At 64.3% G+C, this 26344-nt stretch carries 29 protein-coding genes; 15 read left to right on the top strand and 14 right to left on the bottom strand.

Translation table 11 applies throughout. The features are described from left to right. Positions 1-20 precede the first annotated feature (20 nt). The 4 genes from ABLE85_RS19850 to sppA all read right to left on the bottom strand — a co-directional run bounded on the left by ABLE85_RS19850 (position 21) and on the right by sppA (position 2736). On the bottom strand, positions 21-992 hold the full coding sequence (locus ABLE85_RS19850; protein WP_348794444.1) for an ornithine cyclodeaminase family protein: 972 nt from the start codon (positions 990-992) through the stop codon (positions 21-23). Between the two features lie 45 nt (positions 993-1037). Continuing rightward, a complete protein-coding gene (locus ABLE85_RS19845) occupies positions 1038-1364 on the bottom strand; it encodes a lipopolysaccharide assembly protein LapA domain-containing protein (RefSeq protein WP_348794443.1) in 327 nt (108 codons plus the stop codon). Between the two features lie 53 nt (positions 1365-1417). Then, complete coding sequence (locus ABLE85_RS19840; protein WP_348794442.1) at positions 1418-1702, bottom strand: integration host factor subunit beta; 285 nt, start codon at positions 1700-1702, stop codon at positions 1418-1420. A gap of 77 nt (positions 1703-1779) precedes the next feature. Then, positions 1780-2736, bottom strand: coding sequence for a signal peptide peptidase SppA (gene sppA, locus ABLE85_RS19835; RefSeq protein WP_348794441.1), 957 nt, complete (start codon positions 2734-2736; stop codon positions 1780-1782). 559 nt (positions 2737-3295) lie between these two features. On the opposite strand from sppA, the gene lptC reads away from it, so the two are divergent. The 6 genes from lptC (at position 3296) to ptsN (ending at position 8292) form a co-directional block, all read left to right on the top strand. Continuing rightward, positions 3296-3856 carry an LPS export ABC transporter periplasmic protein LptC gene (lptC, locus tag ABLE85_RS19830; protein ID WP_348794440.1) on the top strand — a complete coding sequence of 187 codons (561 nt, stop codon included), beginning with the start codon at positions 3296-3298 and terminating at the stop codon, positions 3854-3856. A 13-nt stretch (positions 3857-3869) separates the two neighbouring features. Then, complete coding sequence (locus tag ABLE85_RS19825) at positions 3870-4427, top strand: LptA/OstA family protein (protein ID WP_348794599.1); 558 nt, start codon at positions 3870-3872, stop codon at positions 4425-4427. Further along, positions 4427-5242: an LPS export ABC transporter ATP-binding protein gene (gene lptB, locus ABLE85_RS19820; protein ID WP_348794439.1), complete on the top strand. Its 816-nt coding sequence runs from the start codon at positions 4427-4429 to the stop codon at positions 5240-5242. Before ABLE85_RS19825 ends, lptB begins: the two co-directional genes overlap by 1 nt. A 172-nt stretch (positions 5243-5414) precedes the next feature. Further along, entirely contained in the window at positions 5415-6935 is a 1521-nt protein-coding gene (rpoN, locus tag ABLE85_RS19815) for an RNA polymerase factor sigma-54 (protein ID WP_348794438.1), read from the top strand. Between the two features lie 244 nt (positions 6936-7179). Continuing rightward, positions 7180-7764 (top strand): ribosome-associated translation inhibitor RaiA, encoded by a 585-nt coding sequence (raiA, locus tag ABLE85_RS19810; RefSeq protein ID WP_348794437.1) that lies wholly within the window; start codon positions 7180-7182, stop codon positions 7762-7764. A gap of 66 nt (positions 7765-7830) precedes the next feature. After that, complete coding sequence (gene ptsN / locus ABLE85_RS19805; RefSeq protein ID WP_348794436.1) at positions 7831-8292, top strand: PTS IIA-like nitrogen regulatory protein PtsN; 462 nt, start codon at positions 7831-7833, stop codon at positions 8290-8292. A 66-nt stretch (positions 8293-8358) separates the two neighbouring features. Here the strand turns inward: ptsN and ABLE85_RS19800 are convergent, their stop codons facing one another. Both ABLE85_RS19800 and ABLE85_RS19795 read right to left on the bottom strand, forming a co-directional pair. Next, on the bottom strand, positions 8359-8616 hold the full coding sequence (locus ABLE85_RS19800) for a DUF1150 family protein (protein ID WP_348794435.1): 258 nt from the start codon (positions 8614-8616) through the stop codon (positions 8359-8361). Between the two features lie 68 nt (positions 8617-8684). Next, complete coding sequence (locus tag ABLE85_RS19795) at positions 8685-9110, bottom strand: Hsp20 family protein (protein WP_348794434.1); 426 nt, start codon at positions 9108-9110, stop codon at positions 8685-8687. Between the two features lie 120 nt (positions 9111-9230). Here ABLE85_RS19795 and ABLE85_RS19790 point away from each other — a divergent pair, with 120 nt between their 5' ends. Further along, positions 9231-10172, top strand: a complete 942-nt coding sequence (locus ABLE85_RS19790) for a nucleoside hydrolase (RefSeq protein ID WP_348794433.1) — start codon at positions 9231-9233, stop codon at positions 10170-10172. Positions 10173-10258: 86 nt separating this feature from the next. Here the strand turns inward: ABLE85_RS19790 and ABLE85_RS19785 are convergent, their stop codons facing one another. Continuing rightward, complete coding sequence (locus ABLE85_RS19785) at positions 10259-10870, bottom strand: LysE family translocator (RefSeq protein ID WP_348794432.1); 612 nt, start codon at positions 10868-10870, stop codon at positions 10259-10261. Positions 10871-11152: 282 nt separating this feature from the next. Here ABLE85_RS19785 and ABLE85_RS19780 point away from each other — a divergent pair, with 282 nt between their 5' ends. Next, positions 11153-11689, top strand: coding sequence for a phasin family protein (locus ABLE85_RS19780; protein ID WP_348794431.1), 537 nt, complete (start codon positions 11153-11155; stop codon positions 11687-11689). An 80-nt stretch (positions 11690-11769) separates the two neighbouring features. On the opposite strand, the gene ABLE85_RS19775 is transcribed toward ABLE85_RS19780, so the two are convergent. From ABLE85_RS19775 to ABLE85_RS19765, 3 genes are all read right to left on the bottom strand, one after another. Then, positions 11770-13230 (bottom strand): amidase, encoded by a 1461-nt coding sequence (locus ABLE85_RS19775; RefSeq protein WP_348794430.1) that lies wholly within the window; start codon positions 13228-13230, stop codon positions 11770-11772. A 5-nt stretch (positions 13231-13235) separates the two neighbouring features. Beyond that, a complete protein-coding gene (locus ABLE85_RS19770; RefSeq protein ID WP_348794429.1) occupies positions 13236-14147 on the bottom strand; it encodes a ribokinase in 912 nt (303 codons plus the stop codon). A 159-nt stretch (positions 14148-14306) separates the two neighbouring features. Beyond that, positions 14307-15191: a bifunctional helix-turn-helix domain-containing protein/methylated-DNA--[protein]-cysteine S-methyltransferase gene (locus ABLE85_RS19765; RefSeq protein WP_348794428.1), complete on the bottom strand. Its 885-nt coding sequence runs from the start codon at positions 15189-15191 to the stop codon at positions 14307-14309. A gap of 114 nt (positions 15192-15305) precedes the next feature. On the opposite strand from ABLE85_RS19765, the gene ABLE85_RS19760 reads away from it, so the two are divergent. Then, the gene (locus ABLE85_RS19760; protein ID WP_348794427.1) at positions 15306-16121 is read left to right on the top strand and encodes a class I SAM-dependent methyltransferase; all 816 of its coding nucleotides are present in this window, start codon (positions 15306-15308) and stop codon (positions 16119-16121) included. 9 nt (positions 16122-16130) lie between these two features. Here ABLE85_RS19760 and ABLE85_RS19755 read toward each other — a convergent pair whose 3' ends face one another. Then, entirely contained in the window at positions 16131-16625 is a 495-nt protein-coding gene (locus ABLE85_RS19755) for a DUF2244 domain-containing protein (RefSeq protein WP_348794426.1), read from the bottom strand. A 22-nt stretch (positions 16626-16647) separates the two neighbouring features. On the opposite strand from ABLE85_RS19755, the gene nth reads away from it, so the two are divergent. Then, a complete protein-coding gene (gene nth / locus ABLE85_RS19750; protein ID WP_348794425.1) occupies positions 16648-17442 on the top strand; it encodes an endonuclease III in 795 nt (264 codons plus the stop codon). On the opposite strand, the gene ABLE85_RS19745 is transcribed toward nth, so the two are convergent. Next, a complete protein-coding gene (locus tag ABLE85_RS19745) occupies positions 17436-17900 on the bottom strand; it encodes a DUF2214 family protein (RefSeq protein ID WP_348794424.1) in 465 nt (154 codons plus the stop codon). The genes nth and ABLE85_RS19745 overlap by 7 nt on opposite strands. Positions 17901-18106: 206 nt before the next feature. On the opposite strand from ABLE85_RS19745, the gene ABLE85_RS19740 reads away from it, so the two are divergent. The 3 genes from ABLE85_RS19740 (at position 18107) to ABLE85_RS19730 (ending at position 20264) form a co-directional block, all read left to right on the top strand. Further along, entirely contained in the window at positions 18107-18646 is a 540-nt protein-coding gene (locus ABLE85_RS19740) for a GNAT family N-acetyltransferase (RefSeq protein ID WP_348794423.1), read from the top strand. A gap of 423 nt (positions 18647-19069) precedes the next feature. Further along, positions 19070-19528, top strand: a complete 459-nt coding sequence (rnk, locus tag ABLE85_RS19735) for a nucleoside diphosphate kinase regulator (RefSeq protein ID WP_348794422.1) — start codon at positions 19070-19072, stop codon at positions 19526-19528. A gap of 181 nt (positions 19529-19709) precedes the next feature. Continuing rightward, positions 19710-20264 carry a GreA/GreB family elongation factor gene (locus ABLE85_RS19730; protein WP_348794421.1) on the top strand — a complete coding sequence of 185 codons (555 nt, stop codon included), beginning with the start codon at positions 19710-19712 and terminating at the stop codon, positions 20262-20264. Between the two features lie 24 nt (positions 20265-20288). On the opposite strand, the gene ABLE85_RS19725 is transcribed toward ABLE85_RS19730, so the two are convergent. Beyond that, positions 20289-20690 carry a hypothetical protein gene (locus tag ABLE85_RS19725; protein WP_348794420.1) on the bottom strand — a complete coding sequence of 134 codons (402 nt, stop codon included), beginning with the start codon at positions 20688-20690 and terminating at the stop codon, positions 20289-20291. A gap of 253 nt (positions 20691-20943) precedes the next feature. Continuing rightward, positions 20944-21252, bottom strand: a complete 309-nt coding sequence (locus ABLE85_RS19720; protein ID WP_348794419.1) for a hypothetical protein — start codon at positions 21250-21252, stop codon at positions 20944-20946. A gap of 189 nt (positions 21253-21441) precedes the next feature. Between ABLE85_RS19720 and ABLE85_RS19715 the strand changes: the two genes are divergently transcribed. Next, positions 21442-23049 carry a site-specific DNA-methyltransferase gene (locus ABLE85_RS19715; protein WP_348794418.1) on the top strand — a complete coding sequence of 536 codons (1608 nt, stop codon included), beginning with the start codon at positions 21442-21444 and terminating at the stop codon, positions 23047-23049. 156 nt (positions 23050-23205) lie between these two features. Beyond that, entirely contained in the window at positions 23206-25902 is a 2697-nt protein-coding gene (locus tag ABLE85_RS19710) for a DEAD/DEAH box helicase family protein (RefSeq protein ID WP_348794417.1), read from the top strand. The last annotated feature ends 442 nt before the right edge of the window (positions 25903-26344 follow it).

The following is a 26344-nucleotide window of genomic DNA, read 5'->3' as shown; positions in this document are numbered from 1 at the left end:
GGACTTGCCTGCGTCCGCCGCTACTGTGCCTGCGATTGCTGCTCGTAAACCGCAATCCCCGCCGCGAGATCTTCCAGCGCGGCACCCACCGATTTGAACAGCGTGATTTCGTCGGCGCTACGGCGGCCCAGCTTCTGCCCTTGGGCTAGCTCGTGCAAATCGGCCACGATGTCTTCGCTCTTGAGCACGCCGGAAGCCAGCGGCTGCACGATGTCGCCGGCCTCCTTGGTCGCGCCGGCGCGGGTGTCGACGTAAACGCGGGCACGGCGGATCGCCTCGTCGTCGCTCTCGCGCATTTCTGGCGTGAAGGCGCCGACCAGGTCGAGATGCGTGCCGGGCTTGAGCAGTGCGCCCGTGACCAAGGGCGTGGTCGAGATGGTGGCGCAGGAGACGATGTCGGCCGTCGCGATTGCCGCGTCGAGGTCCTGCACGGCACTGGCGTCGAAGCCCTTGGCGCGCAGCTCGGTGGCGACGGTTTCGGCGTTCGTGTGGGTGCGGTTCCAGATGCTGACCTTCTTGATTGGTCGTACCGCCGCATGCGCCTGAGCCAGGAACGGCGCCAGCGCGCCCGCGCCGACGACAACGAGGTGGGAAGCGTCCTCGCGGGCGAGATAGCTGGCGGCGAGCGCCGAGGCGCAGGCGGTGCGCCACTGCGTCAGCCGCTGCCCGTCGATCAGCGCCTGCGGTTCGCCCGTCGTACCGTCAAGCAGAAGATAAAGCCCCATCACCGCCGGCTTGCCGATGGCGTTGTTGTCGGGCGAAACCGTCACGATCTTCACACCGATATGGCCGTTGCCGCTTGCGCCGCCTGCGCTGAAGTCCGTCCAGGCCGGCATCAGCAGCAGCGTGGAGGCGGCACCTGTCGGCCGCTCGACCGTGTGATGATGGCGCACCGGCTGGATGGCGCCGTCACGGAAAACCCGGCGCAGCGTCTCCACAAGGCCAGGAAAGGTCAGGGCCTTGTCGACCTCGGCAGCCGAAATCATCTTCATTGCTGCACCTCGTCGATGAAGCAGGCCGTCCGTCGCCCGCGGGTTTCAGGGCTTGGCGGCGGGAAGGCCGGCCTTGTCGGCTGGCTGGCGTGGCGTGCCTTCGCTCAGGATCTGCAGTTCCTGGCCCCGTACTCGCGCCAGCTTGCGGTAGCGGCCCTGCCTGAACCAGGTGACCACTCCGCCCACGATCACGCCTAGAGCCAGTGCCGCAAACAAAAGAACGAACAGCGGCATCTCCATCGTCAGCGCGGGGTTGCCCGGGTTGAACGGATCAAGCGTGAATGCCACCGGCGCGCGGTTGGCCACCGCCAGCGCGATCAGGATGATGGCAAGCGGCACGAAGACCACGATGAGCAGGAAGCGGTTGAGCATGTGTTATTCCAATGCGGCCGGCGCAGGTGCGGCGACGGTAGTGCGCACCTTTATTATTTGCTGGCGTTGAGCCTCTCGCGCAACTCCTTGCCGGTCTTGAAGAAGGGAACCCACTTCTCCTCCACCTCGACCGAGTCGCCGGTCCTTGGATTGCGCCCGGTCCGGGCCGGACGGTTCTTCACGGAGAACGCGCCGAAGCCGCGCAGTTCCACGCGGTTGCCCTCGGCCAACGCGTCCGTGATCTCGTCAAAGATCGCGTTGACGATATTTTCCACGTCTCGCAAAAACAGATGCGGATTGCGAGAGGCAATGATCTGCACAAGTTCGGATTTGATCATGAGCGCGGTCCCCGCCAAATGGTTCGGTGAAAGTATGCGTATGATTTTATTTGTTTTTAAGCCGGCCCTTAGGATTTTCAAGGGTGCCAGAGCGACACGAGACCGTCAAGCAACAAGCGCTCGGCTCCGATCTTGCGCATGAGGTCGTCGCTGGTGTTGGGAATGCCAAGCGCCTGGCCCACCATTCCGCCCACCGAGCCGCCGAGCAGCAGGCTGGCGGCGCCGCCGCCCCGGGGCTTCCACTCGATGACCTTGAGTTTCTCGTCCACGCCTTGCGAGGCCAGCCAGGCCACTGCCTCCGTCTCTCCGCCCAGTTCGTCCACCAGCTTCTTCTCCAGCGCCTGACGGCCGGTGAACACCGAGCCGTCGGCAAGCGCCACCACTTCCGCCCGCGTCAGCGGCCGACGGTCCTCCACGAGGCCGACGAACCAGTCGTAGCTGTCGAGGATCATCGAGCGGATCATGGCGCGCGCCGCATCCGAGGTCGGCTTGAAGGGGGAGGGCTCAGCCTTCAGCGGCGATGACTTGATCTCTTCGAGCTTGACGCCGAGCTTGTCCATGAGCCCGCTGACGTCGGGATACTGCACCAGGACGCCGATCGAGCCGACGATCGAGGTCTTGCGCGCGACGATGTGGTCGGATGCGGTGGCGATCATGTAGCCGGCGGAGGCCGCCAGCGTCCCGACCTGGGCCACGACAGGCTTTTCAGCGGCGATTCGGCGGACTGCGTCGAAGATCGCCTCGCCGCCGGCGGTGGTTCCGCCGGGCGAATCGATCGACAGGATCAGCGCCTTCACCGACGTCGACTTGCCAATCTTGTCGAGGCGCTGGAGGAGTTCCTCGTCTTCAGTGATGGTGCCGTCAATCGAGACCTTGGCGATGTGGCTGGCGCTCGTGCCCAGTTCACCGCCATAGAGCCACATGGAGGCGAATGCGATGCCGATAGCGGCAATGAGGATGGAAACGATGCGCCAGAAGGTCAACTTGCGCCGCAAATGGCGGCGGTCGATCGTGTCGTCGGCTCTCATAACCATACTGGCCTCGTGGTCGCGGGAAGGTCGTTTCTAGTCCAAGCGGCACGCCACCGCTACCCGCTTTCATAGGCCAAAAGCAGCCGTCGGGCAGGTTGGTTAGCCGAAAAGGCTGAATTTTCACCCAAAAGTAACCATATTGCTGTGTAACCCGAGGGAGCTTGGGTGGTTCCATCGGAGGCTGGGACGGTCGTCATGTGATGAATCGACCGGGCGGGCTTGTATTCGATGGAATTTGATCAACATTCTTCCAGACTGGGAGCCAGTCTGTTGGCATGTGCGGATATTGTTGAGACATAAGGCCACAATTTTGTGGCTTTCAATTGTTTGATGCTTCCCGCGCGGGACGGGATACTCGCAATGGCAACCAAACCGGCATGGATGCCGGACAGCAGAAGGCAGTAAGTTGGCGCGACCGATAGAAACGACCAGCGGTGAGTTTCCGTTCGCGAGTTCGGCGGGCGGAGCGAGCCCGCAGCTTCGCACGGCGTTCGAGCGCGCGCGGCGGCATTCCTACCGGGTCCGCTTTCTCAAGGGCGCGCTGCCTGTCCTGGCCGTTCTGATGGCGGTCGGCTTCGTCGGCTATTCCTATATGGCGCGCCCCGCGGCTGTGGCCGTGGAGACCGACGGCTCGGCCTATTCCAACGGCAAGCTGGTAATGGCCAATCCCAAGCTCGAGGGCTTCACCAAGGACAATCGGCCCTACAAGATGAGCGCGTCTCGTGCGATCCAGGATCTGAAGAGCGAAGGTGTCGTCCAGCTCGAGGGGATCGCCGCCAAGCTGCCGATCGATGCGGAAAATTGGGCGATGGTCGACGCTCCGCATGGTGTCTATGATCGCGACAACAACACTCTCGACATCACCAGCGAGATGACCATCACTACGGCCAATGGCATGGTTGCGAAGCTGCAATCGGCCTATCTGGACATTGGCCAGGGCGGAATGAAGACGGACGATCCCATCGACATCCAGCTTCAGGGTGCCAAGATTACCTCGGATTCGATGACAATCCTTGAAAATGGTAAGGTTTTGGTGTTCGAGAAGCGGGTGCGCATGAACATTGACCCCGGCCGGTTAAAGGCTGGACAGGACGCGGGCGGAGGCGAGTATGTGGTTCAGTGATAATCGGCTGCCGATGCGTGCGGCCTTGGGGCTGGCGCTTCTCGCCGTTGCTCCCGCACAGAGCTTCGCTCAGGACAACAAGGCTCAGAGCCGCCTGACGGGCCTGAGCCTTTCGGGCAAGGAGCCGATCCAGATCGAGAGCGACAAGCTCGAGGTCCGCGAAGCCGACAATGTCGCGATCTTCAGCGGCAATGTCACGGTCGTTCAGGGGCCGACGCTGCTGAAGGCGGGCAAGATGACCGTCTACTATGTCAGGGGCGACGGCTCGGCGGCCACCGGCTCGGCCAACATCGATCGGCTGGAAGTCGACGACAAAGTCTACGTGAAGTCAAACACCCAGGTTGCCACCGGCGATCGCGGTACCTTCGACATGAAAACCGAGGTGCTGGTCCTGTCTGGCAAGGAAGTGGTTCTTTCGGAAGGAACCAACGTGCTTGTAGGCTGCAGGCTGACGGCCGACATGAAAAGTGGCCAGGCTCAGGTCGAAGGTTGCCAGAAGGGCGAGACCGGCAACGGCCGTGTCATGATGTCGATCACGCCGGGTTCCGTGCCTGGAAATCAGAAACCGTAATGCAGCAACGCCCATCGCTTTTGTCGCGCCTGTCCGGGCGCTTGCGGCCAACTCCGGCAGCACCCGCCTTGCGCAAGGATGCAGGCAACCTCAAGGGAACCCTGATCGCGAAGGGCCTGACCAAGGCCTACAAGGGCCGGACCGTCGTCAACGGCGTGTCGCTGGGCGTGAGGGCCGGCGAGGCTGTCGGGCTGCTTGGCCCCAACGGTGCGGGCAAGACCACCTGCTTCTACATGGTCACGGGCCTTGTGCCGGTGGACAAGGGCTCGATCCAGATCGATGGCTTCGACGTCTCCTCGATGCCGATGTATCGGCGCGCCCGTCTGGGTGTTGGCTATCTGCCGCAGGAAGCATCGATCTTTCGCGGGCTGAGCGTGGAAAACAACATCCGCGCGGTGCTCGAAGTCGTCGAGAAGAGCCGCAAGGAGCGCGAGCGCAATCTCGACTCCCTGCTTGACGAGTTCCACATTGCGCATCTGCGCAAGTCGCCAGCGATCGCCCTGTCTGGCGGCGAGCGGCGGCGCCTCGAAATCGCCCGCGCGCTGGCGAGCCGTCCCAATTACATGCTGCTGGACGAGCCTTTCGCGGGCGTCGATCCGATCGCCGTCTCCGACATCCAGCAACTCGTACGGCACCTGACCAAGCGCGGCATTGGCGTTCTCATCACCGACCACAATGTCCGCGAGACGCTGGGCCTCATCGATCGCGCCTACATTATCCATGCGGGCGAAATCCTGAAGCATGGTTCGGCTTCGGATATCGTCGCCGATCAGGATGTGCGCCGTCTCTATCTCGGCGAAGGCTTCACCCTCTGACCCGATCGCCAGCCGGCGGCGTGACGTTTCGTGCACCATTTTCGGGCTACAACTTTGAGCTTGCGCCGGCTTTTCCTTGACAAGCAAAAGTCGGGCCAGTTTCACTGTGGTCGGTTGAAATCCGCCTGCAGCTGTCCGTTGCGGGTGAAGCGGGGTCGTAGAGTTCATCATCATGGCGCTTGCGGCCAAATTGCAGCTTCGGCAGTCGCAGTCGTTGGTGATGACGCCGCAGCTGATGCAATCGATCCGTCTGCTGCAGATGACTCATGTCGAACTCGAGCGCTTCGTCGACGAGGAGATCGAACGCAATCCGCTTCTGGATCGTGCCGAGCAGCGCGACGAAGTGGCCGGCGAAGTGCCGGAAAGGGCGGAGGCCGCACCTGAGGTCAGCGAGGATTGGGTTGGGACGGACGTGGCCTGGAGCGCCGAGGCCATGTCGGAGAAACTCGACAGTTCGCTGGAGAATGTCTTTCCCGACGATCCCGGTGTTGCCGAGAGGCTTGGCCCTGATCTCGCCGCGCAGTGGAAATCGGCCGGTATGGGGGCGGGACCTTCCGGCGGCAGCGACTTCGATATGGAGGACATGTTCGCGGCAACGGTGACGCTGCGCGATCATGTGGGCGAACAGATTGCGTTTGCTTTCGTCGACCCGTCGGTGCGGCTGATCGCGCACGATCTGGCCGACGCGCTCGACGAAGCTGGCTACATGCGCGCCGACGTGACGGAGATCGGCACGCGCCTAGGGTCGGGCGAAGCGGCTGTCCTCGACGTCCTTCGGACCTGCCAGACCTTTGATCCTGCGGGTCTTTTCGCACGCGACCTGGCCGAATGCCTGGCGCTCCAGCTCGCCCGCAAGGACCGGCTCGACCCGGCGATGCGCGCATTGCTCGACAATCTCGACCTGCTCGCCCGCCGTGACTTCCACGCCTTGAAAAAGCTCTGCGGCGTCGACGAAGAGGACCTCGTGGACATGATGGCCGAGATCCGGCGCCTCGATCCGCGGCCCGGCATGGCCTTTTCCGGTGGCAGCGCGGATACCATCGTACCCGATGTGGAGGTGCGGGCCGCCGGCGATGGCGGGTGGGCGGTGGAGTTGAATCCCGAAACGCTGCCGCGCGTGCTCGTCGACAACGTCTATTTCGCCCAGGTTTCGGCCCAGGCGAAGGATCAGGCCGAGAAGGATTTCCTGGCCGAATGTCTGCAGAATGCCAGCTGGTTGACCCGCAGCCTCGACCAGCGCGCCAAGACCATCCTGAAGGTCGCGTCCGAGATCGTGCGCCAACAGGACGCCTTCCTAATGCATGGTGTCAGGCACCTGCGTCCGCTCAACCTGCGCACCGTTGCGGAGGCCATCGGCATGCATGAATCGACGGTCAGCCGGGTCACCTCCAATAAGTACATGCTCACTCCGCGCGGGGTTTTCGAGCTCCGTTATTTCTTTACCGCTGCGATCGCTTCGGCTGGCGAGGGCGACGCCCATTCGGCCGAAGCAGTGCGCGACCGCATTCGGCAGCTCATTGCCGAGGAGCAGCCGAGCGAAGTTCTGTCCGACGACGCGATTGTGGATATCCTGCAGCGGGAGGGCGTCGACATCGCCCGGCGCACCGTCGCCAAGTATCGGGAAAGTATGAACATTCCCTCGTCGGTGCAGCGCCGGCGCGAGAAGCGGGCGCTGGCCGCCGCCGGACGGTAATTCACACCCCGCGGGGGTGCCCGTTGGGGCCTTCATTGACAAGCTCTGGGGAAGTGACTAGAAGCCCGCCCGCAAGGAAAGGGGCGGTTGCCCGGGAATAGATGCTCCGTCTGGAGACGGCTTGTGATTAAGCGGAAAGTTCAGGCTTAAATTCGGCGTGAGATCCGCCGTGAACCTTGTGTGCGCCCACCACGGGTATAAACTCGAAAGAATGTGAAGTCTGAGCAGGAAGGTCAGTTTTCAGATGACTCTACGCGTTTCGGGAAAGCACATGGATATCGGCGATGCGTTCCGTCTGCGCATCGAGGATCGGATCGGTGAGGCCATCAGCAAGTACTTCGATGGCGGGTTTTCCGGACATGTCACGGTCGTGAAATCGACGTCGCGTTTCGCGGCCGACTGCATGATCCGGCTCGACACGGGTATATCGCTCCAGGCCGCCGGAGAGGCGCAGGAGCCGACTGCGGCATTCGACGCCGCTGCCGAGCGTCTTGAGAAGCGCCTGCGTCGCTATAAGCGCCGCCTGAAGTCGCATTATCCGGCTGCCGGCAATGGCGCGGCTGTGAACGTCGCCTATACGGTCATGGCGGCTCTGGACGAGGACGAGGAGGAGGTGCCGGAAGACTACGCGCCGGCCATCGTCGCGGAGACGACCATGCCGCTGAAGACCATGTCGGTGGCGTCGGCGGTGATCGAGCTCGACACCAAGGATAGCCCGGTCTTCGTGTTTCGCAACGCCGGGAATGAACAGGTCAATATCGTCTACAGGAGGCCGGACGGAAATATCGGGTGGATCGACCCTTCGACGACGAAAATCGCGCAGGGATAAGAAACGTCTCCTGGCCGGAGCACCGATTTGGGGTTCGGGCGACCGGGCAGAGAAAGGATATTGGGCATGGATCTGAGCGATCTGATCGAGGTTCAGGCGATAATGCCGGCCTTGAAGGCGAATTCCAAGAAGCAGCTCTTGCAGCTTCTGGCCGAACGGGCTTCGGCCATTACCGGTTTGAGCGAGCGGGAAGTGTTCGACACCATCCTCCAGCGTGAGCGTCTGGGGTCTACCGGCGTCGGCAATGGCATCGCCATCCCCCACGGCAAGCTGGCGGGGGTCAAGCGCATCACCGGCGTGTTCGCACGGCTGGAGTCGCCGGTCGAGTTCGAGGCGCTGGACGACCAGCCTGTCGACCTCGTGTTCCTGCTGCTGGCGCCCGAGGGGGCGGGCGCGGATCATCTGAAGGCGCTGTCGCGCATCGCGCGCGTTCTGCGTGACGCCGACACGGTGGCCAAGATTCGCGGCACGCGCGACGCTTCGGCGATCCACGCGCTGCTTTCGGATGCGCAGGCCCACGCGGCCTGATCTGATCTTTTGGAGAATTCAGCGTCGGGCGGCCTTAGGGCCGCCCTTCGTTTTGCCAGCCGCCGCTTAGTTGATCGCGAGCGGGGTGAGGTGATTTTCAAGAGCGCCGGCAATGGCGGTGTCGCGGGCGTCCGACAGGAGTAGCGGCTGTCCATTAGCGGCGAACAAGGCCCAGATCTCCATGCCGGAGGCGATTTCCTGCAAGCTCGGGAACTTGCCCTTCAGCTCGTCGCTGTCGATTTTGCGGAGATATGCCAGGGAGCCTTCGCCGAGATGGGCGAGTTCGGCCTGGGTGAGAGCGTGTCTCGGATCATGGTATGTCATGGTGAGCCTCCTTTTTGCGGGGCGTCCAACGGACCAAACCCGCTGTAGAGCTGCTTGTTCCGGTGAGATCAGTCTTTCACCGAAATGTTTATTTTCCGTACGAAGCGCTCAGGCTCCGGGCGGTCGAGGTCGATCGACAGAAGACCGTTCTTGAGTTCGGCACCGATGACCCGCATGCCGTCCGCCAGCACGAAGGTCCGCTGGAACTGCCTGGCGGCTATGCCGCGGTGCAGGAACTCGCGTTCCGTGTCGTCATTCTGCCGGCCGCGCACGACGAGCTGGTTTTCCTCGGTGGTGACGTCCAGATTTTCCTCGCAGAAGCCGGCCACCGCCAGCGTGATGCGCAGCGTCTCGCCATTGCCTTCGGAATGCCGGATGCGTTCGATGTTGTAGGGTGGATAGCTATCGCCCGACTTCGCCAGGCGCTCCAGCGTCTTTTCCATTGCATCGAACCCGAGCAGTAGCGGGCTCGAGAAAGGCGTCATGCGACTCATTTTCGTCCTCTAAGAGCGACCTCAAAAGGAAAAACCCTAGTGGCATTTTTCCCGTCGATCCTGATATGGTCCGCCCCGCCAACAAGTTCAAGCCTGTGCCTATCATGTGAAGGAATTCGGATGGCCGACACTCAAAAGATCATCATCGACACCGACCCCGGCCAGGACGACGCCGTAGCTATCCTGCTGGCCCTGGCCAGCCCGGAGCTGGAAATCCTCGGCATCACCGCCGTCGCCGGGAACGTTCCCCTGCACCTCACCACCAAGAACGCGCTCAAGGTCTGCGAGCTCGCCGGCAAGACCGACACCAAGGTCTACGCCGGCGCCATACGCCCCGTGGTGCGTCCTCTGGTGACGGCCGAGCATGTCCACGGCAAGACCGGCCTCGACGGTCCGGACCTGCCCGAGCCGACGATGAAGCTGCAGGAGCAGCACGCGGTCGACTTCATCGTCGAGACGCTGATGAAGGAAGAGGCCGGCACCGTCACGCTCTGCCCGCTCGGCCCCCTTACCAACATCGCGTTGGCGCTGGTGCGCGAGCCGCAGATCGCCAAGCGCATCAAGCAGATCGTGCTGATGGGCGGCGGCTTCTTCGAGGGCGGCAACGTTACGCCGGTGGGCGAATTCAACATATATGTCGATCCGCATGCGGCCGACGTGGTGTTCCGCTCCGGCGTGCCGATCGTCATGATGCCGCTCGACGTCACCCACAAGGCGCTGACCACGGCCAAGCGCGTGGCAAGGTTCCGCGCCATGGGCACCCGGGTCGGCACCGCCACCGCGGAGTTGCTCGACTTCTTCGAGCGCTATGACGAGGAGAAGTACGGCACCGACGGCGGCCCGCTGCACGACCCCTGCGTCATCGCCTACCTGCTCAAGCCCGAGCTGTTCAAGGGCCGCAACTGCAATGTCGAGGTCGAGATCGGCTCCGAGCTCACCATGGGCATGACCGTGATCGACTGGTGGGGCGTCACCGCGCGTGGAAAGAACGCGATGGTCATGCGCGACATCGATCACGAGGGCTTCTTCGACCTGCTGACCGAAAGGCTGGCGAGGCTGTAGCAGCGGCTTCGCGCGGCGCTTACCCTCCCCCCTTGAGGGGAGGGTGGCCCGAAGGGCCGGGAGGGGGCGCTGCGGTAGCGCTCGCCTCACTTCCGTGAAAAGGCCAGCCACAGTCCGCCGCCGATCAGAAAACTGCCGCTGAGGCGCGAGAGCAGCCGGATGCGGCTGGCCGAAAGCGCGCGGCCGGCGCGGCCGGCCAGCATGGCATAGGTGGAATCCGACATCGCCGCGAAAACCAGCGCGGTGGCGCCCATGATGACGATCTGCAGCGGGTAGTTGCCCGTCGGATCGAGGAACTGCGGGATGAAGGCGCCAAAGAAGATCAGCGTCTTGGGATTGCTGATGGCGACCAGAAAGCCCTGCAGGAAAAAGCCGCCGCGCGGCGGCACCGGCGCGGCGCCCTCGGCCAGCCGACCGCCGGCGCGCAGCATCTGCCAACCCATCCATATCAGGTATGCCGCACCCAACAGCCGCAGCCACTCGAACCAGTGGCCGGCCGACTCGATCATGGAGGTGAGGCCGATGCCGACGATGCCGATCATGAGGGCAATGCCCGCCTGCGTGCCGGCGACGTTGAGCAGGCCCGCGCGCGTGCCGTGGCGCATGCTGGAGGCGATGATCAGCGTGACGGTCGGACCCGGCACCAGGATGATGACGATGCAGGCAAGGACATAGGCGGCATAGATTTCCGGCGACATGCTTTTGTTCCCCGTTCAGGGGACGATCAATGCATTCCGCTGGGGAACTGTCCAGAGGTGCTCTGCTATCGCAAGCAAGCTGACCTTGCCGCTTTGTTCGCGGGCCATATATGGCGCTGTGCCAACCGATACCGACTCGGCGATAGCTTGTTGCATCGCAGGACGACACCATGCTGCATCGCAACTGAAGACGTCCTTGTTTGCGATGACGTGTCGCCTCCGGGTGCGCCCGGACCAAGAACACCGCCTCTGATCATCCTCACTATCCAGCGGGAGAAAACTATGAGTATTCAGGAAGACCCTGCGAGGAAGTCATCCCCCCGGGAGACAGCGCTGCTGAGCGACCAAGCCGCCACCGAGGCGGTTCACGCCACTGCGGAGAAGGTCGCGGCCGCGAGCAAGCGTGGCGTTGAGGCCGGGGCTGAAATCATCCAGTTCTCGACCCAGGCAGTCCAGCGCTCCATGGACCAGGTCGCGACCATATTCGGTCTTGCCAGTGGCGACGAGCACGCTCGGAACGTCACGCACAACACCACGCGCAACCTTGACGCGATCTTGCAGTGTGGCACGGCGTTGGCTGACGGCGGGCATGAACTCGCCCACATCTGGACGGACTCGTTTCGCTCGGGCGTTATGCGCAACGTCGAAAACGCCGAGCGCCTGCTCAGATGCCGCACGCTGGTCGAACTTGGCGCTGTCCAGAGCGACATCATGCGGCAATCGATAGAGTTTATGATCCAGAACAATCTTCGCCTGTCGGAGAGTTCGGTTCAGATTGCGCGCATGGCGGCAGAACGTTGCCGCGTTGCGCCACTTTGAGCGGCACTCGGCCGGCAAGCGCCGCGCGGTATTCCCTCTCCTCCCGCTTCGCCGAAGCTGGCCGCGGGGGCGCTAAGCCGTCATGCCCCCGCCGCCCACGGCAGCACGGTCTCATAGGCAGCGGCCGCCTGCAATACGGCGAGGTCGCCGCGCGGGCGGCCGATGAGCTGCATGCCCATAGGCCGACCTTGCGTGTCGAAGCCCACCGGCACGTTGACGGCGGGGCAGCCGGCCAGCGTGGCATAGGCCGAGACTTCCATCCAGCGATGGTAGCTGTCCATCGTCCGGCCGGCGACCTCCTGCGGCCAGTTCGTGCCGGCCGGGAAGGGAAACACCTGCGCGGTGGGCAGCGCCACAAGGTCGAAGCGCTCGAAAAGCTTCAGCAGCGTCGCGTGCCACCTGGAACGGGTGGTGGAGGCGGCGTGCACCTGCGGCGCGCTAAGGCGCATCGCGCCCAAGATCTCCCAGATCGCCTCGGGCTTCAGGAGATCGCGCCGGGCGGGATTGTCGAAATGCGCCTTCAGTTCGCAGCCGCTCGTGGCCTGGCGCAGCGTGACGAAGGCACGCCACAGTGCCTCGAAGTCGAATTCCGGCACGAGGGGTTCGCTGACAAAGCCGATATCGGCGAAGCGCCGCAGGCCCGCCTCGCACAGGTTGAGAATGCCGGGCTCGACCGGTAGGTGCCCGCCGAGGTCGCCGAACCAGGCGATGCGGCCGCCCTCGGGCGCGTTGCCGAGGCGGTCGAGATAGGAGGATTCGTCGTCAAGAGAGAGCGGCGAGCGCGCATCGTGGCCGGCCTGCACGTCGAGCAGCAGCGCCATGTCGCGCACATTGCGGCCCATCGGCCCCTCGATGCCCATCTGCGAATGGAACACCTCGTTCGTCGGCCCGGCCGGCACCAGCCCCTGCGAGGGACGCAGGCCGAAGACATTGTTGAAGGCGGCGGGGTTGCGCAACGAGCCGCCGAAATCGCTGCCGTCGGCCACAGGCACCATGTGAAGCGCCAGCGCCACCGCCGCGCCGCCGCTCGATCCGCCGGCCGTCAGCGCGGGGTCGAAGGCGTTGAGGGTCGCGCCGAAAACGTTGTTATAGGTGTTCGAGCCGAGGCCGAATTCAGGCGTGTTGGTCTTGCCGATGAGGATGGCGCCGGCCGCGCGCATGCGCTCGACGAAGAAATCGTCCTCGTCGGGCACGAAATCGGCGAAGATCGGCGAGCCGAAGGTGGTTTTCAGGCCCTTGGTCAGGGCCAGGTCCTTTATCGCTATGGGCAGGCCGTGGAGCGGGCCGGGGGCCGCGCCTTTCGCCAGCGCGCCGTCCGCGGCGTCGGCCTCGGCGAGGATGTCGGCGCGGTCGCGCAGCGACACGATCGCATTGACCTCAGGGTTCACGGCCTCGATGCGGTCGAGGAAGGCGGTCGCCACCTCGCGCGCGGAAAGCTGCCGGGCCCTGATCCTGCTCGCCAGCTCGACCGCCGACATACGGCAGATCTCGCCTGCCGGCGGCACGTCGAGCATGCTCGAGGGACGGTTGCGCGCGTCCATGGAGGTCAGCGCGCCTGGGCCGCGGCGATCGCCTCGTCGACCTCGCCGGCCAGCGGGATGGCCGGCTGCGCGCCAGGCTCCAGGCAGGCAAGCGAGCCGGCGACGGCCGCGCGCCGCAGCGCGTCGCCCAGCGCAAGGCTTTCGGCCAGGCCGGCGGCCAGATAGCCGCAAAAAGTGTCGCCGGCGCCGACCGTGTCGACCGGCGTGATTTTCAGCGCTGGCACGCTGAGGAAGGCCTCGGGCGTCGCCGCGAGCACGCCTTCGCCGCCCAGCGTGACGATGATGGTGCGGCCGGTGGCGACGGCGAAGGCCTTCATGCGGGCGGGGCGGTCGGCGCCCTCGAGCGCGAGCGCCTCGCAATAGAGGTCGAACTCGGTTTCGTTGGCGACGACATAGTTTGCCTTGCCGAGGAAGCTGGCGGCTTCCTTGCGGAAGGGCGCGGTGTTGAGGATGGCGATTGCGCCGGCGGCAGCCGTGGCGTCGAGTGCCGCATCGACGGTTTCGAGCGGGATCTCGTGCTGCAGGAGCACGATGTCGCCTTTCTCGGGCGCGGCGGTGCCGACATTGGCCGGCAGCACGGTGGCATTGGCGCCCGGCACCACGGCGATCATGTTCTCGCCGTCGCCGCCCACCAGGATGAGCGCCGTGCCGGTGGGCTCGTCCGTTTTGGCCACGCCGGACAGATCGACCTTGCCGTCGTTGAGGCAGGCCAGCGCCTCGCCCGCGAAGGCGTCCTTGCCGACGGCACCGACCATGCGCACGGAGGCGCCGGCGCGCGCGGCGGCGAGTGCCTGGTTGGCACCCTTGCCGCCCGGCGCCGTCTTGAAGCCGCTGCCGGGCACGGTCTCGCCGGGGGCGGGAAGCCGGTCGACGGTGGCGATGAGGTCGAGGTTGATGGAGCCGATGACGGTGATCAAGGAATGCCTCCCGCTGGCGCATCCGGGGCGCGCGGGGAAGGCACGGCGGAAATGCGCGGATTCAAAATTTCGGCGCGCCGGGCCTTTCGCCGGGGGCGCGCCAAATCGGTGGGAAGCTAATCGGTTTGAGCCGATATGGAAATATGCCGGAAGCCGGTTTCAGCCGTTTTTGCAGAGCTGCCCGGCTTCCCAGCCGAGGATGGCGCGCTTGCGCGTCAGGCCCCAGTGATAACCGGTGAGCGCGCCCGACTTGCCGACGGCGCGATGGCAGGGCACCACGAAGGAGATGGGGTTGGCGCCCACGGCCGCACCCACCGCGCGGCTCGCCTTGGGCGCGCCGATGCCGGCGGCGATGGCCGAATAGCTGACCGCCTTTCCCAACGGGATCTTCAGCAGCGCGTCCCAGACGCTGATCTGGAAGTCGGTGCCGATCATGACGACGCGCAGCGGGTCGTCGGCTCGCCAGCGCGTCGGGTCGAAGATGCGCGCGGCATAGGGCGCGGTGGCGGCCATGTCTTCCACATAGATCGCGTTCGGCCAGCGGCCGGACATGTCCTCAAAGGCTTCGCGCTCGTGGCCGGCATCGTTGAAGGAGAGGCCGGCAAGGCCCCGGTCGGTGACCATGATCAGCGCCACGCCGAAGGGCGAGATATGATAGCCATAGCGGACGGTCAGGCCCGCGCCGCGGCTCTTGTAGTCGCCGGGCGACATGGCCTCGTGGGTGACGAACAGGTCGTGCAGGCGGCCGGGACCGGACATGCCAACCTCGAAGGCGGTTTCAAGCAGCGGCATGCCCTCGTCGAGCAGCCGCCGGGCGTGGTCCAGCGTCACGGCCTGCAAAAACCCCTTGGGGGAGAGGCCGGCCCAGCGGGTGAACAGTTTTTGCAAGGCCGTCGGCGTCTCGCCCACTTCGGCGGCAAGCGTTTCTAGCGAGGGCTGGTCGCGATAGTCGAGGCTGATCTTCTCGATGACGCGGCGGACGATCTCGTAGTCGCTGCCCTGCGGCGTGATTTCCTCGCGGAGGATCGCGGTGCGTGCGTTCATTGCTTTGGTCTCCTTGATCACGATTATCGTGCCGCGACGCCGGCTTCGCCACCCGAAACTTGCCATATGCGCCGCCTGCCCCACCATAAAGTTGGTCGGGCGCAGGGAAGTGGAATGCGACGCGAGAAGGTCTCCCTGACCAGGGAAAAGGAAACCCTGCTGATCACCCTCTATGGCAAGGCTTTGGAGAGCAGGCGCGCCGACACCCTGCTCGGCGATTGCTTCGCCGACGAGGCGATCGGCAGGATCGACTATGATTTCTCCAGGCTGGAGGTCGACGCCAATCTGGCGGCGAGCCTGGCGATCCGGGCCAGCACGCTGGACGCCTGGATTCGCGCGTTCCTGGCCGCGCATCCCGATGCGATCGTGCTGGAACTCGGCTGCGGGCTCGACACGCGGGTCTTCCGCATCGATCCGGACGACGGCGTGGAATGGTTCGACATCGACTTTCCCGAGGTGATGGAACTGAGGCGCAAGCTCTACCCGGCGCACCGGAGCTGCCGCCCGATCGCGTCGTCGGTCACGGTGCCTGAGTGGCTGGCGCAGGTGCCGCGCGACCGCCCCGCCATGGTGGTGGCCGAAGGCTTGACGCCCTACCTCACCTCCGAAGAGGGCCCGCGGCTCGTCGCCTGGCTGGTCTCGCATCTGGGGAGCGGAGAGCTGATCTGCGACGTCTACAGCGAGCTGGGGCTGAAATTCGTTCGCCTCAGCCCTTCCTTCCGCGCGACCGGGGCGGAAATCCACTGGGCCATCGACGACCCGCATGAGTTGGAGCTGGCCGCGCCCGGCTTGACGCTTATTGAGGACATTCCCGCCTACCGGCCGGAGCATGCCGCCCGGATGGACTGGTCAGCAGGGTGGATCGTCCTGGTGTGGAGCTTCTTTCCGGCGCTCAGGAAGATCGGCCGGCTGCTCAGGTTCCAATTCTGATGAGGAATATCAGCGTCCCTTAGCGGTCGCCAGTGCGCGCGAAAATGCCTTGGCGAAGCTCTCGCGGTCATCGGGATTGAGGAAGCTGCCGATCGACACGTACTGGCCCCGCGCTTCCACGGCCATGCTGGTGATGCCGATCTCGGAATGGCGCTTGACCGCAAAGCGGGTCCAGAACGGATTGAAATGATGGTCTTCCGTGCGGCCGGACGGGGACACCTTCCAGATGTCCAGGCGCGTGCGCGAGACGATGACCTCTTCTCGGGCGCGGGCGGCCCGGTAGTTCAGCCGGAAGGCGACATAGAGCGCGAGGACGTCGAGCCCCAGGAAGCCGAAGACCGGCCAGGCGCCATTGTAAATCAAGAATATGCCGGTAACGATCCAGCCGAATGTCAACGCGCCCATCAGCACCAGGAAGCCGGTGCGGCCCAGCGACCTGTAGGGCGTCAGGAGTGCGTGGAAGAACGGCTCGTCGGCCGCATATGCAGCGTTTGTCTCGCTCATGCCTGCAGTTTATAGGAAAGCGATGGACAGTCCAAAGCCCAAAGATCAGCCGCGGCCGAAAAAGCCGCAAGCCGCAACCGCCAATGGCGCGCAGAAGCGCGCACAGCCGCGTGTGCGCCGGCCGAAATCGCTCTATACGCCTGCCGAGGTGCACGAGATCTTCCGGCGTTTCGCCGTGCAAAGGCCAGAGCCGAAGGGCGAGCTCGAGCATGTCAATGCCTTCACCCTGCTGGTGGCCGTGGTGCTCTCGGCGCAGGCCACCGACGCCGGGGTGAACAAGGCGACGCGGCCGCTGTTTGCGGTCGCCGACACGCCGCAGAAGATGCTGGCGCTCGGCGAGGAGAAGGTGGGCGAATACATCCGCACCATCGGGCTGTGGCGCGCCAAGGCCAAGAACGTGATTGCGCTGTCGGAGGCGCTCATCCGCGACCATGGCGGCCAGGTGCCCGACGACCTCGACGCGCTGGTGAAGCTGCCGGGGGTGGGTCGCAAGACGGCGAATGTGGTGCTCAACATGGCCTTCGGTCACCACACCATGGCGGTCGACACGCATATCTTGCGCATCGGCAACCGCATCGGGCTGGCACCCGGCAAGACGCCGGAACAGGTGGAAGCCGAGCTCGTCCGCATCATTCCCGACGAATATATGCGGCACGCCCATCACTGGCTGATCCTGCACGGGCGCTATGTGTGCAAGGCACGCAAGCCCGAATGCGAAAAGTGCGTGATCGCCGACATTTGTAAATACAAGGAAAAGACCACCAGCATTCCGGCGCCGCTGGTGCCGATCGCGCCGCTGGAAGATCCCGGTCAGTAGCCGAACTGGCCATAACCGCGCGCCATGGCCGCCGCGAAGATCGGGATCAGCATGAAGATCATCATCTGGGCGCGCAGATAGCCGCGCGCCGAGGCGAGTTCGGCCGAGGGCACGGCGAAGGCGGCGTCGGCGGCCGCCTGCTTCTTCCACGCCAAGAAGCTTATGGTGGGCGGGATCGACAGCAGGGCGACGGCGGCGAAGGCAGCCATCTTGGCCCAAAAGGTCCAGCTGTAGACGTAGAACTCCCAGCCCTTCAGGCCGTAGAACACGCGCGCGACGCCGATGATGATGACGAAAAGCGCGACGAGGCCATAGGCGCGGTCGATGCCGGCAAGCCTGCCGATCGTCCTGTGCGTCATCTCGTTGCGGATCAGCACGACCTCGGCGGCGAGCACCGCCGCGAGCGAAAAGACCAGTATGTGGTGGAAGATGGCGAGCAGCAGGTCGACGGTTTCCATGGTCATTCCTTGTGCGAGCGAAACTATCCCGCGCACAGAAGGACGGACATTCGCGCCTCGGTCAAGCGGCCGTCTCCCATTGCCAGACTCTGCTCACAGCGCCCGGTTGCGGCGCTATTTGCGCATGGTTACGATAAGACCATGACGCGATGTCCAAGGCGCCGCTGTTCTGGCCGGCGCCTATTTCCCGCAAGATGAAGTGTTTGATGATGAATCCCGATCCTTCCGACATTCCCGTTGTCGAGACGCCGCGCACGATCCTGCGCGGTCATCGCCTGTCCGATTTCGATGCCTCCGCCACCATGTGGGCGGACCTGGCGGTCACGCAGTATATCGGTGGCCGTGCCATGACGGCCGAGGAAGTCTGGGGGCGCCTGCTGCGCTATGCGGGTCTGTGGAAACTGTTCGGCTTCGGTTACTGGGTCATCGAAGAAAAAGGTAGCGGCCGCTTCCTGGGTGAGGCCGGCTTCCAGAATCTCAGACGCGACATCGTGCCCGCTTTCGACGACGCGCCTGAAGCCGGCTGGGTTCTTGCTCCTACCGCCCATGGCAAGGGTTTGGCCAGCGAGGTGGCGATGGCGATGCATGCGTGGGGCGACCGACATTTCGGCGGGGCGCGGACGGTCTGCATCATCGACCCCGGCAATGGCGGATCGATCCGCGTGGCGAAAAAATGCGGCTATCGCGAGGTGACGCGCACCACCTACAAGGGCTCGCCGACCATCCTGTTCGAGCGATTGAAATAACATCGCCTGAAGCGACGACGGGGATTCGCAGCGCCGCGAAATAGCCCCCTTGAGCCGGGGGACGAAGGGTCGAGAACGCAGCCGGACTGCCCTGTCCGAAAGCCCGAATTCGGCCGTCCGAGGGGTGCGGCGACCGCGTTGCTTGACTTTCCGGCGAAGTTTCGAGACTATTAATACATGTCTATCGTCGTCGAAGTCCGAACCACTCTATTCCTGCGGGTTTGCCCCATCGCGGGATATTAGCCCCCGGCTCGGCTGCCATGCGCCCCCGAGCCGTGGGGTGAATATGGCATTTTCCGCAGGTTTCTAAGTCCTGCAAATATCGGCGCTTCAACCAGATCGTTATTTTTTTTGCCAGATCGGCAGCCGCACGCTCGTATCCCTAGGACCGGGTTCCGTGACGGTCACAACCATGGGTGCACTATGCAGGAAAAGACCAAGGCCAAGCGCAAGCCGACCATCAAGATCGGCGCCTCTGACCACGCGAAGCTGATGGCTTTTGCGACCGCGATGGAGAGCCGCAATCCGGAGATGGCCGAGGAACTGCTTCTCGAGCTGGATCGCGCCCGGGTGGTTGCTGACGGTTCCATTCCCGGCGACGTCGTCCAGATGGGCTCGACCGTGACCTTCAAGCCCGACACGGGCGAGGCCAAGACCGTCACGCTCGTATTCCCGGGCGACGCGGACATCGCGCAGGGCAAGATTTCCATTCTGACGCCCATCGGCACCGCGCTGATCGGTCTGGCGACCGGGCAGGAGATCATGTGGACGGCACGGGATGGCCGCACGCATCAACTCGAGGTGCTCGAAGTGCAGCCGATGGACGGCTCCGCGGGCAATGGCAAGGATCGGCCCGTGGCGGCGGCCACCGACGGTAACTGACGGCATGGCAAGTTTCGTCCGACGTCATTTCGTGCATCGATCAGGCAAGCTCGTCGCAGGAGTCTAACCCCCTGCGCCGAAGTCGTCGTTGAGGTGACTTCGGCCCAGGGGAGATCTTCCGAAATCAAGATCAATGCTTGATGCCGATGCCGCCCGAAAACGGCTCGGCTGGAGGCCTGCCATGTCGAACACGGATGATTGTCAACTGACGACAAAGGACTACACCATTCTCGAGGTGATGCTGGAGCGCAGCCTGGGCGACGACCCGATGCGCGAACTTCTCAGGCGCAAGATCGACGGCGCGACCGTCGTGTTTCGCGACGACATCCCGCCCACGGTCGTCACCCTGAGCAGCCGCGTCACCTACACGGTGGACGACGGCCCGGCCGAAACCCGGATCGTCGCCCATGACGAGATGCGCGGCATGGTCGGAGCGGTGCTGTCGATCACCACCCCGCGCGGGCTGGCGCTGCTGGGCCTCGCGGAGGGGCAGTCCATCACCATCCGCCGCGCCGACGGCGAGGAGGAGAGGCTGACGGTGCAGGAGGTGGTCTACCAGCCGGAAACCGCCAGGCGTGCCGCTGCCGGCAGGCAGGAAGGCGTCGCCCAGCCGAGGTCGCGCGGTCCGATCCTGCGTCTCGTGCACAGCGCCGATGAGCCTCCGGCACAGCCGGCAAGGCGAATTCCGGTGCACTATGACGACGGCCCGGACGATCCGGGACCGACGGCCGCCTGAGGCCAAGCCCTTCGGCTTGTTGCCTCACTGCTTGTCGCAGGTGGTGGCCGAATAGTTGCCACTCACCTCGCGCATGATGATGTCGAAGGAGCCGGCCTGTTCGCTGTTGGCGGTCACCTGGGTGATGTCGATGGAGTTTCCTCCTGTGGTGAAGCCGCCGAGGGGGCCGTGCCAGGTGATCTCGCCTTCCGGGCTGAGTTCGTATTTGTGGGCCGGCGGTGGCGGTCCGAAGCGATACGGGCCGCGATAGGTATCGGCTTCGATGACGATGTCGCCGAGATGGATGAACACCCCCAGCGAATAGACCTCGCAGTGGTAGGTGCCTTCAGCCAGCCGGCCCGGCTCGGGCTCGGCGCTCGCCTGCTGGGCCATGGACGCGGACAGGATCAGGCCGGCAAGGCCCAAGGCTCTCGGGAACATCGTCATGCCTTGCCCGTCGCCTTCGGCAGGGAACCGTTCGGGAAAGTCCGCGCGCTGGCGATAGGAGCCAGTCCTTCGGCGCCAGAAGGCACAATGCGATGCTGCTTCAATTCCTGCTACCCACCGTCAATGTCGAGGTCCTGTGAGCCACCGGTCTCTTCAGGCGGCGGCTGTGGCTGCCTTCCGTTCCCGAGGTCCAGCAAAGCATTGTCAGTGACGCTCGGCAAGAGAGGCGTGGCCGGGTAGGCGCGGCACGCTTCTACATCTGGTCGTTGTAGGGCTGCTTGGTCTGGCCGACCATCTTGGTGAGCTCGGAGAAGCTCGGCATGTCACGGCCCGAGCCGTTGTTGTTGGCCAATTGAAGGAAACGTATCGGGAAGCAGACGGCGTCCCGGTTGGCCGGCGACATGTCTTCGATGATGTGGTTGTCGCCGGTGGCGTTGGCCTCGGCGCGGCGCAGCGCGATGTCGATCTCCTCGCCGGTCAGGATGCCTTTCCTGACCAGGATCTCGTTGATTGCGGCCATGGCCAGATAAAGGCCTTCGAGTTGCAGGTTCGCGGTGTTCATGGGTGTGGTCCGATGCTGGGGTGCGACCACTCATAACGCTGGTAGGGCGGATGCGATCCATCGCGGCCGGCGGTGCCGGCACCGCGCGTGACGATCGCCGCGTCCAGCGCGTCGGCGAGGAAATAATGTCTTTACAAATATGAATTCCCTTAATAGTTGTATTTAGACATTATGCAACCGGAGGATGCCGTGTCACAGCCCCTCCTTTCCGAAGCGCGTCGGCAGCGCCTTGAGCTGACATGGGTAGACAAGCATGTGCGGCGTCGGTTGGAGCCGCGCATTCTTCTGGAGGAGAAAGACCAGTCCTACGGCTCGGTCGTTCCTCCCGAGGGCGACAACCGCCTCGTCTTCGGCGACAATCTCCTGGCGCTGAAGGCATTGGAGCAAGAGTTTTCCGGCAAGGTCAAATGCTGCTTCATCGACCCGCCCTACAATACCGGCAGCGCCTTCGCGCATTACGACGACGGGGTGGAGCACTCGATTTGGCTGGGGCTGATGCGCGACCGCATCGAGATCATCCGCCGGCTGCTCGCCGATGACGGCTCGCTGTGGATCGCCATCGACGATAACGAGGCGCATTACCTGAAGATCGTCTGCGACGAGATTTTCGGGCGCCGGAATTTCGTCGCCAACGTGGTCTGGCAGAAGCGAACCTCGCCCGATGCGCGCCGGCGCCTCGGCGACGCCCATGATCACATCCTTGTCTTCGCCAAGGACGCGTCGCGGCTGGCCTTCAGCCAGATTCCCCGCAGCGCCCGGCAGCTGAAGGGCTATCGCAACCCCGATGGCGATCCGCGCGGGCCATGGGTGTCTTCCGACTATTCGGCGCAAGGCTATCGTCCCAACCAAATGTACGAGATCGTCACCCCCGGTGGCGCGCGGCACCGCCCCCCGCCCGGCATGTGCTGGAAAAACACCGAAATCGTTTTCCGTCAGCTGGTAGCCGAGAACAGGATCTATTTCGGCAAGGACGAGAAGGGGGTTCCGCGCCGCAAGACCTTCCTCTCGGAAAACCAGGGCATCTCGGCCTGGAGCTGGTGGGACAACAACGAGGTGGGGCATAGCCAGGAGGCCAAGAAGGAGAGCATAAGCCTCTTCGGGGCCCACAAGGCTTTCGAGACGCCGAAGCCTGAACGCCTGATCAAGCGCGTGCTCGATATCGCCACCCGGCCCGGCGACCTTGTGTTGGATTCCTTTGCGGGCTCGGGCACCACCGGCGCCGTCGCCCACAAGATGGGACGCCGCTGGATCATGGTGGAACTGGGTGGGCATTGCCACACCCACATCGTGCCCCGGCTCAAGAAGGTGATCGACGGCACGGACGAGGGCGGGGTGACACAGGGCGCCGGATGGAAGGGCGGAGGCGGCTTTAACTATTTCCGGCTTGCGCCGTCGCTGATCGAGCGGGACGTGCACGGGCGCGAGGTGATCGCCCGCGCCTATGACCAGCGGATGCTGGCCGAGGCCGTGTGCAAGCTGAATGGCTTCACCTATGCGCCGAGCGAAACGGTGTTCTGGCAGCATGGGCGATCGAGCGAGCGCGACTTCATCTTCGTCACGCCGCGTGCACTGCCGGTCGAGGAGCTGGCGCTGTTGAGCGAAGAGGTGGGGCCTTCACGCACGCTGCTGGTCATGTGCCGTGCCTTTCGCGGCAGCGCGGCTGCATTCCCGAATCTGACGTTGTGCAAGATTCCGGATCATCTCGCGGCTCGTTGCGAATGGGGCAAGGACGACTATGCGCTGGGAGGGCCGCAGCGAAACCACAGCCCGATATTTGAGGCTGGCGAACATCTGTGAGATGGGGCGCGCCGGCGAGGGATCTGCCGGCGCAGCAGGGGGAGCATCTCGGGGACGGCTGCCGGTTCCGCCGGAGGCGGAGCTTCGCCGAAGCGACGGCGGGCTTAGAGCGGACCGGCGCTGTTCCTGGATGCGGGAGGCAAACGGTAGGGGTGCATGAGGAAAGACAGCGGTCGTCACGTCGGCGCTATCGCCGCGCGCCTCAGCCTGCGCGCGCCGCAACAGAGGTCGTTGGAAATCCTCGACCGGATCATGGAGATCCTGCCGCCTGGAAAAGAGAGCGACTTGGCCGCGGCTCTCGCCGCGATCCGCCGCGAGTTCCCGCAGGTTTCCGACTTCGGGCGCGGCTTTCCGAGCCTGTGCTTTGCTCTCGCGACAGGGGTGGGCAAGACGCGGTTGATGGGCGCCTTTGTCGCCTATCTTCATCTGGCGCACGGCATCCGCAATTTCCTGGTGCTGGCGCCAAGCCTGACGATCCACGACAAGCTGATCGCCGATTTCACGCCCGGCACGCCGAAATATGTGCTTCCGGGAATCCAGCAGTTCAGCATCGAGCCGCCCGTGATCGTGACGGGCGAGAATTTCGCCTACCGGGTCGGCGGCGCCAGGACGCGGCATGCCATCACCGTCAACATCTTCAACGTGGCCAAGATCAATTCGGAAATGCGTGACGGCCGGTCGCTGCGGATCCGCAGCCTGCGCGAGGAGATCGGCGAGAGCTATTTCGACCACCTGGCCGGCCTGGACGACCTTGTGCTGATCATGGACGAAGCGCATCGCTATCGCGGCTCGGCCGGCGTTCGCGCCATCGAGGCGCTGAAGCCGACGCTCGGCCTGGAACTGACGGCGACGCCCTTCGTGGAAGCGCCGCGCAGGCCGGTGCCGTTCGCAAATGTGGTCTTCGACTATCCGCTTGGGCGTGCCCTGGCGGACGGCTTCGTCAAGGAGCCGGCGGTGGTGACCCGCGAGAATTTCCACCCGGCCGGGAAGTCGCCGGGGGAGATCGAGGAGATCAAGCTGCACGACGCCATCCGGCTGCATGAAGGCGTCAGGGTCGAGCTGGAGGTTTATGCGCGCGAGAACCGGGTGGGGGCGGTGAAACCCATCGTGCTGGTCATTGCGCGCGACACGAGCCATGCCGCCGAACTGATGCGGCTGATCCGATCCCCGCGCTTTTTCGACGGGCGCTTTACGAACAAGGTCATTCAGGTGGATTCGAGCGTCAGGGAGGACGAGGCGGTCGAGCGGCTGCTCAAGGTCGAGCGCGCGGACGAGCCGACGGAGATCGTCATCCACGTCAATATGCTGCGCGAGGGCTGGGACGTGAACAATCTCTACACCATCGTGCCGCTGAGGGCCGGCAACTCGAACACCCTCGTCTGGCAGGCGATCGGCCGCGGGCTGCGGCTTCCCTACGGTGGTCGCACCGGCATCGCCGCCATCGACCGGCTGAACATCGTCGCGCACGACCGGTTCCAAGAGATTGTCGAGGAGGCCAGGCGCCCGGATTCGCCGGCAAGGCTGGAACAGCTCGTGCTTGCCGAAAGCCAGTTGCAGCAATCGACGGTGACGGTGGTTTCCAGGCCCCGGCTCGTCGACTGGCTGGGCATCGAGCCCGAAGGCAGCGCCAGCAATGCTCCGGGCGGATTCCATGAAGAGCAGGCGAGCTTCGGCGACGACAAGCGGGCGATCGCCCGGCTCACTTACGAGACGATCATGGGCGAGGCGACCGTGGGATTCGGGGCGCCGTTGCCGAGCCTTGGTCATCTCATGCGGCCCGAAATCCGCGACGCATTGATATCGGCGGTCGCGAGCGGCTATCGGAGCGCGGGAAGGGAGGGGCCTGCCGACGAACTGGCGGCGGTGGTGACGGATACGACCGAGTTCGTGCTGCAGGAGACGATCGAGATACCGCTTATCCTCGCGGTTCCGAAGAATGAGGCGAAATGGGGCTACCGGTCCTTCCGGCTCGACCTGTCTCGGTTCTCCTACGAGGTTCCAACCGAAAACCTCTGGGCGACCCATCTCAGGACCGGACAGGTCGACAGGATCGGCGCTGCGGCGGCGGTGATTGAAGAGCGCCTCGACAATTGCATCGTCGACGCCTTGGTCGCGTTTGACGACGTTGCCTATGAAGAGCACGCCGAACTGCTCTACGACCTCGCCGGGCAGGTGAGCCGGCACCTGCTGTCGCGCATGTCGGAGAGGGACGCGCGCAAGGTGCTGTGGCTGCATCGGCACGAGATCGCGCGGGCGGTGCATGCGCAGATGCAGGAGCATCTCTGGCAGGAGGCGCATGCGGACGACGATGTCGTCGTGACCCGCGGCTACACGGCCTTGCGCGAGCGGACCTTCAGCAAGGCAATGGACGAGCCTGTGCTCGATTTCCGGCTGCCCCCGGCCGACAAGGGCAACATGGCGCGACATCTGTTCGGCGGCTTCGCCCGTTGCCTCTACGCGGAGGAGAAGTTCCATTCGGACGCAGAGCGAATGCTGGCCGTCGTGCTCGACCGCGAGGCCTTGAAATGGTTCAGACCGGCGAAGGGGCAGTTCCAGCTTCGCTATCGTGCCGAGGGGCAGGAACTGGACTATCAGCCGGATTTCGTGGCCGAAACCGGCACGCGGACCCTGATGATCGAGGTCAAGGCGTCGGACCGGATGGACGACCGCATCGTGCTGGCCAAGCGTAATGCGGCGGTGCACTGGTGCCGGCACGCCACCGGCCATGCCTTGAAGCACGGCGGCAAGCCCTGGGGCTACCTGCTGATCCCTCATGATGCCATCGCCGAGAACGTCACCATCGAGGCTTTGGCGCGGTGCCACATGGAGGGCAGGGTGCTCAGGGTCGTCTGATGCACCACGCGGCTGCGGCGTGTGATCGGTCTTAGCTATTGGCGCGGAGCAATGGCATTCGGCGCCACCTACCCCACTCTGCCTCTGACAAGGGAAGAGGAAGGGTGCCAAGCCTTGCGGACGGCTCTTCCTCTCCCCCCGTCGAGCGGGGCAGAGGTGGTTTGCGAAGCAAACCAGAATAACCCCAAGGGGTTAAGGGCCATGAGGCTGGCCCTGCAGCAGCGCCATCGTTCCGTCCGGTCAGACGCGCCCTTGACAGGCTTCGGTCCAATATGAAACGATCCAAACATAATGATTGAATTCTAACAAATTGCGCCGACGCGGCCGCGGCAAGCGGCCAGCCGGCGCCAGAGGACGGGCACCATCCGTGACACATCCGCAGCATTCGACGCCGCAGGGACTTGAGAACTTCCGGCGCAACGCGGGAACACCGCTGCGCCCC

The organism is Mesorhizobium sp. KR1-2, from assembly GCF_040045035.1.
Lineage (GTDB): Bacteria > Pseudomonadota > Alphaproteobacteria > Rhizobiales > Rhizobiaceae > Pseudaminobacter.
The sequence above is the reverse complement of the archived record's forward strand: the minus strand, read 5'-3'. Positions and strand labels throughout refer to the sequence as shown.

Excerpts from the sequence above, each read along its gene's own strand:
- ABLE85_RS19850 (WP_348794444.1), bottom strand. The coding sequence starts at position 992 with ATGAAGATGATTTCGGCTGCCGAGGTCGACAAGGCCCTGACCTTTCCT.
- ABLE85_RS19845 (WP_348794443.1), bottom strand. The coding sequence starts at position 1,364 with ATGCTCAACCGCTTCCTGCTCATCGTGGTCTTCGTGCCGCTTGCCATC.
- ABLE85_RS19840 (WP_348794442.1), bottom strand. The coding sequence starts at position 1,702 with ATGATCAAATCCGAACTTGTGCAGATCATTGCCTCTCGCAATCCGCAT.
- sppA (WP_348794441.1), bottom strand. The coding sequence starts at position 2,736 with ATGGTTATGAGAGCCGACGACACGATCGACCGCCGCCATTTGCGGCGC.
- lptC (WP_348794440.1), top strand. The coding sequence starts at position 3,296 with ATGGCGGTCGGCTTCGTCGGCTATTCCTATATGGCGCGCCCCGCGGCT.
- ABLE85_RS19825 (WP_348794599.1), top strand. The coding sequence starts at position 3,870 with ATGCGTGCGGCCTTGGGGCTGGCGCTTCTCGCCGTTGCTCCCGCACAG.
- lptB (WP_348794439.1), top strand. The coding sequence starts at position 4,427 with ATGCAGCAACGCCCATCGCTTTTGTCGCGCCTGTCCGGGCGCTTGCGG.
- rpoN (WP_348794438.1), top strand. The coding sequence starts at position 5,415 with ATGGCGCTTGCGGCCAAATTGCAGCTTCGGCAGTCGCAGTCGTTGGTG.
- raiA (WP_348794437.1), top strand. The coding sequence starts at position 7,180 with ATGACTCTACGCGTTTCGGGAAAGCACATGGATATCGGCGATGCGTTC.
- ptsN (WP_348794436.1), top strand. The coding sequence starts at position 7,831 with ATGGATCTGAGCGATCTGATCGAGGTTCAGGCGATAATGCCGGCCTTG.
- ABLE85_RS19800 (WP_348794435.1), bottom strand. The coding sequence starts at position 8,616 with ATGACATACCATGATCCGAGACACGCTCTCACCCAGGCCGAACTCGCC.
- ABLE85_RS19795 (WP_348794434.1), bottom strand. The coding sequence starts at position 9,110 with ATGAGTCGCATGACGCCTTTCTCGAGCCCGCTACTGCTCGGGTTCGAT.
- ABLE85_RS19790 (WP_348794433.1), top strand. The coding sequence starts at position 9,231 with ATGGCCGACACTCAAAAGATCATCATCGACACCGACCCCGGCCAGGAC.
- ABLE85_RS19785 (WP_348794432.1), bottom strand. The coding sequence starts at position 10,870 with ATGTCGCCGGAAATCTATGCCGCCTATGTCCTTGCCTGCATCGTCATC.
- ABLE85_RS19780 (WP_348794431.1), top strand. The coding sequence starts at position 11,153 with ATGAGTATTCAGGAAGACCCTGCGAGGAAGTCATCCCCCCGGGAGACA.
- ABLE85_RS19775 (WP_348794430.1), bottom strand. The coding sequence starts at position 13,230 with ATGGACGCGCGCAACCGTCCCTCGAGCATGCTCGACGTGCCGCCGGCA.
- ABLE85_RS19765 (WP_348794428.1), bottom strand. The coding sequence starts at position 15,191 with ATGAACGCACGCACCGCGATCCTCCGCGAGGAAATCACGCCGCAGGGC.
- ABLE85_RS19760 (WP_348794427.1), top strand. The coding sequence starts at position 15,306 with ATGCGACGCGAGAAGGTCTCCCTGACCAGGGAAAAGGAAACCCTGCTG.
- ABLE85_RS19755 (WP_348794426.1), bottom strand. The coding sequence starts at position 16,625 with ATGAGCGAGACAAACGCTGCATATGCGGCCGACGAGCCGTTCTTCCAC.
- nth (WP_348794425.1), top strand. The coding sequence starts at position 16,648 with ATGGACAGTCCAAAGCCCAAAGATCAGCCGCGGCCGAAAAAGCCGCAA.
- ABLE85_RS19745 (WP_348794424.1), bottom strand. The coding sequence starts at position 17,900 with ATGGAAACCGTCGACCTGCTGCTCGCCATCTTCCACCACATACTGGTC.
- ABLE85_RS19740 (WP_348794423.1), top strand. The coding sequence starts at position 18,107 with ATGATGAATCCCGATCCTTCCGACATTCCCGTTGTCGAGACGCCGCGC.
- rnk (WP_348794422.1), top strand. The coding sequence starts at position 19,070 with ATGCAGGAAAAGACCAAGGCCAAGCGCAAGCCGACCATCAAGATCGGC.
- ABLE85_RS19730 (WP_348794421.1), top strand. The coding sequence starts at position 19,710 with ATGTCGAACACGGATGATTGTCAACTGACGACAAAGGACTACACCATT.
- ABLE85_RS19725 (WP_348794420.1), bottom strand. The coding sequence starts at position 20,690 with ATGACGATGTTCCCGAGAGCCTTGGGCCTTGCCGGCCTGATCCTGTCC.
- ABLE85_RS19720 (WP_348794419.1), bottom strand. The coding sequence starts at position 21,252 with ATGAACACCGCGAACCTGCAACTCGAAGGCCTTTATCTGGCCATGGCC.
- ABLE85_RS19710 (WP_348794417.1), top strand. The coding sequence starts at position 23,206 with ATGAGGAAAGACAGCGGTCGTCACGTCGGCGCTATCGCCGCGCGCCTC.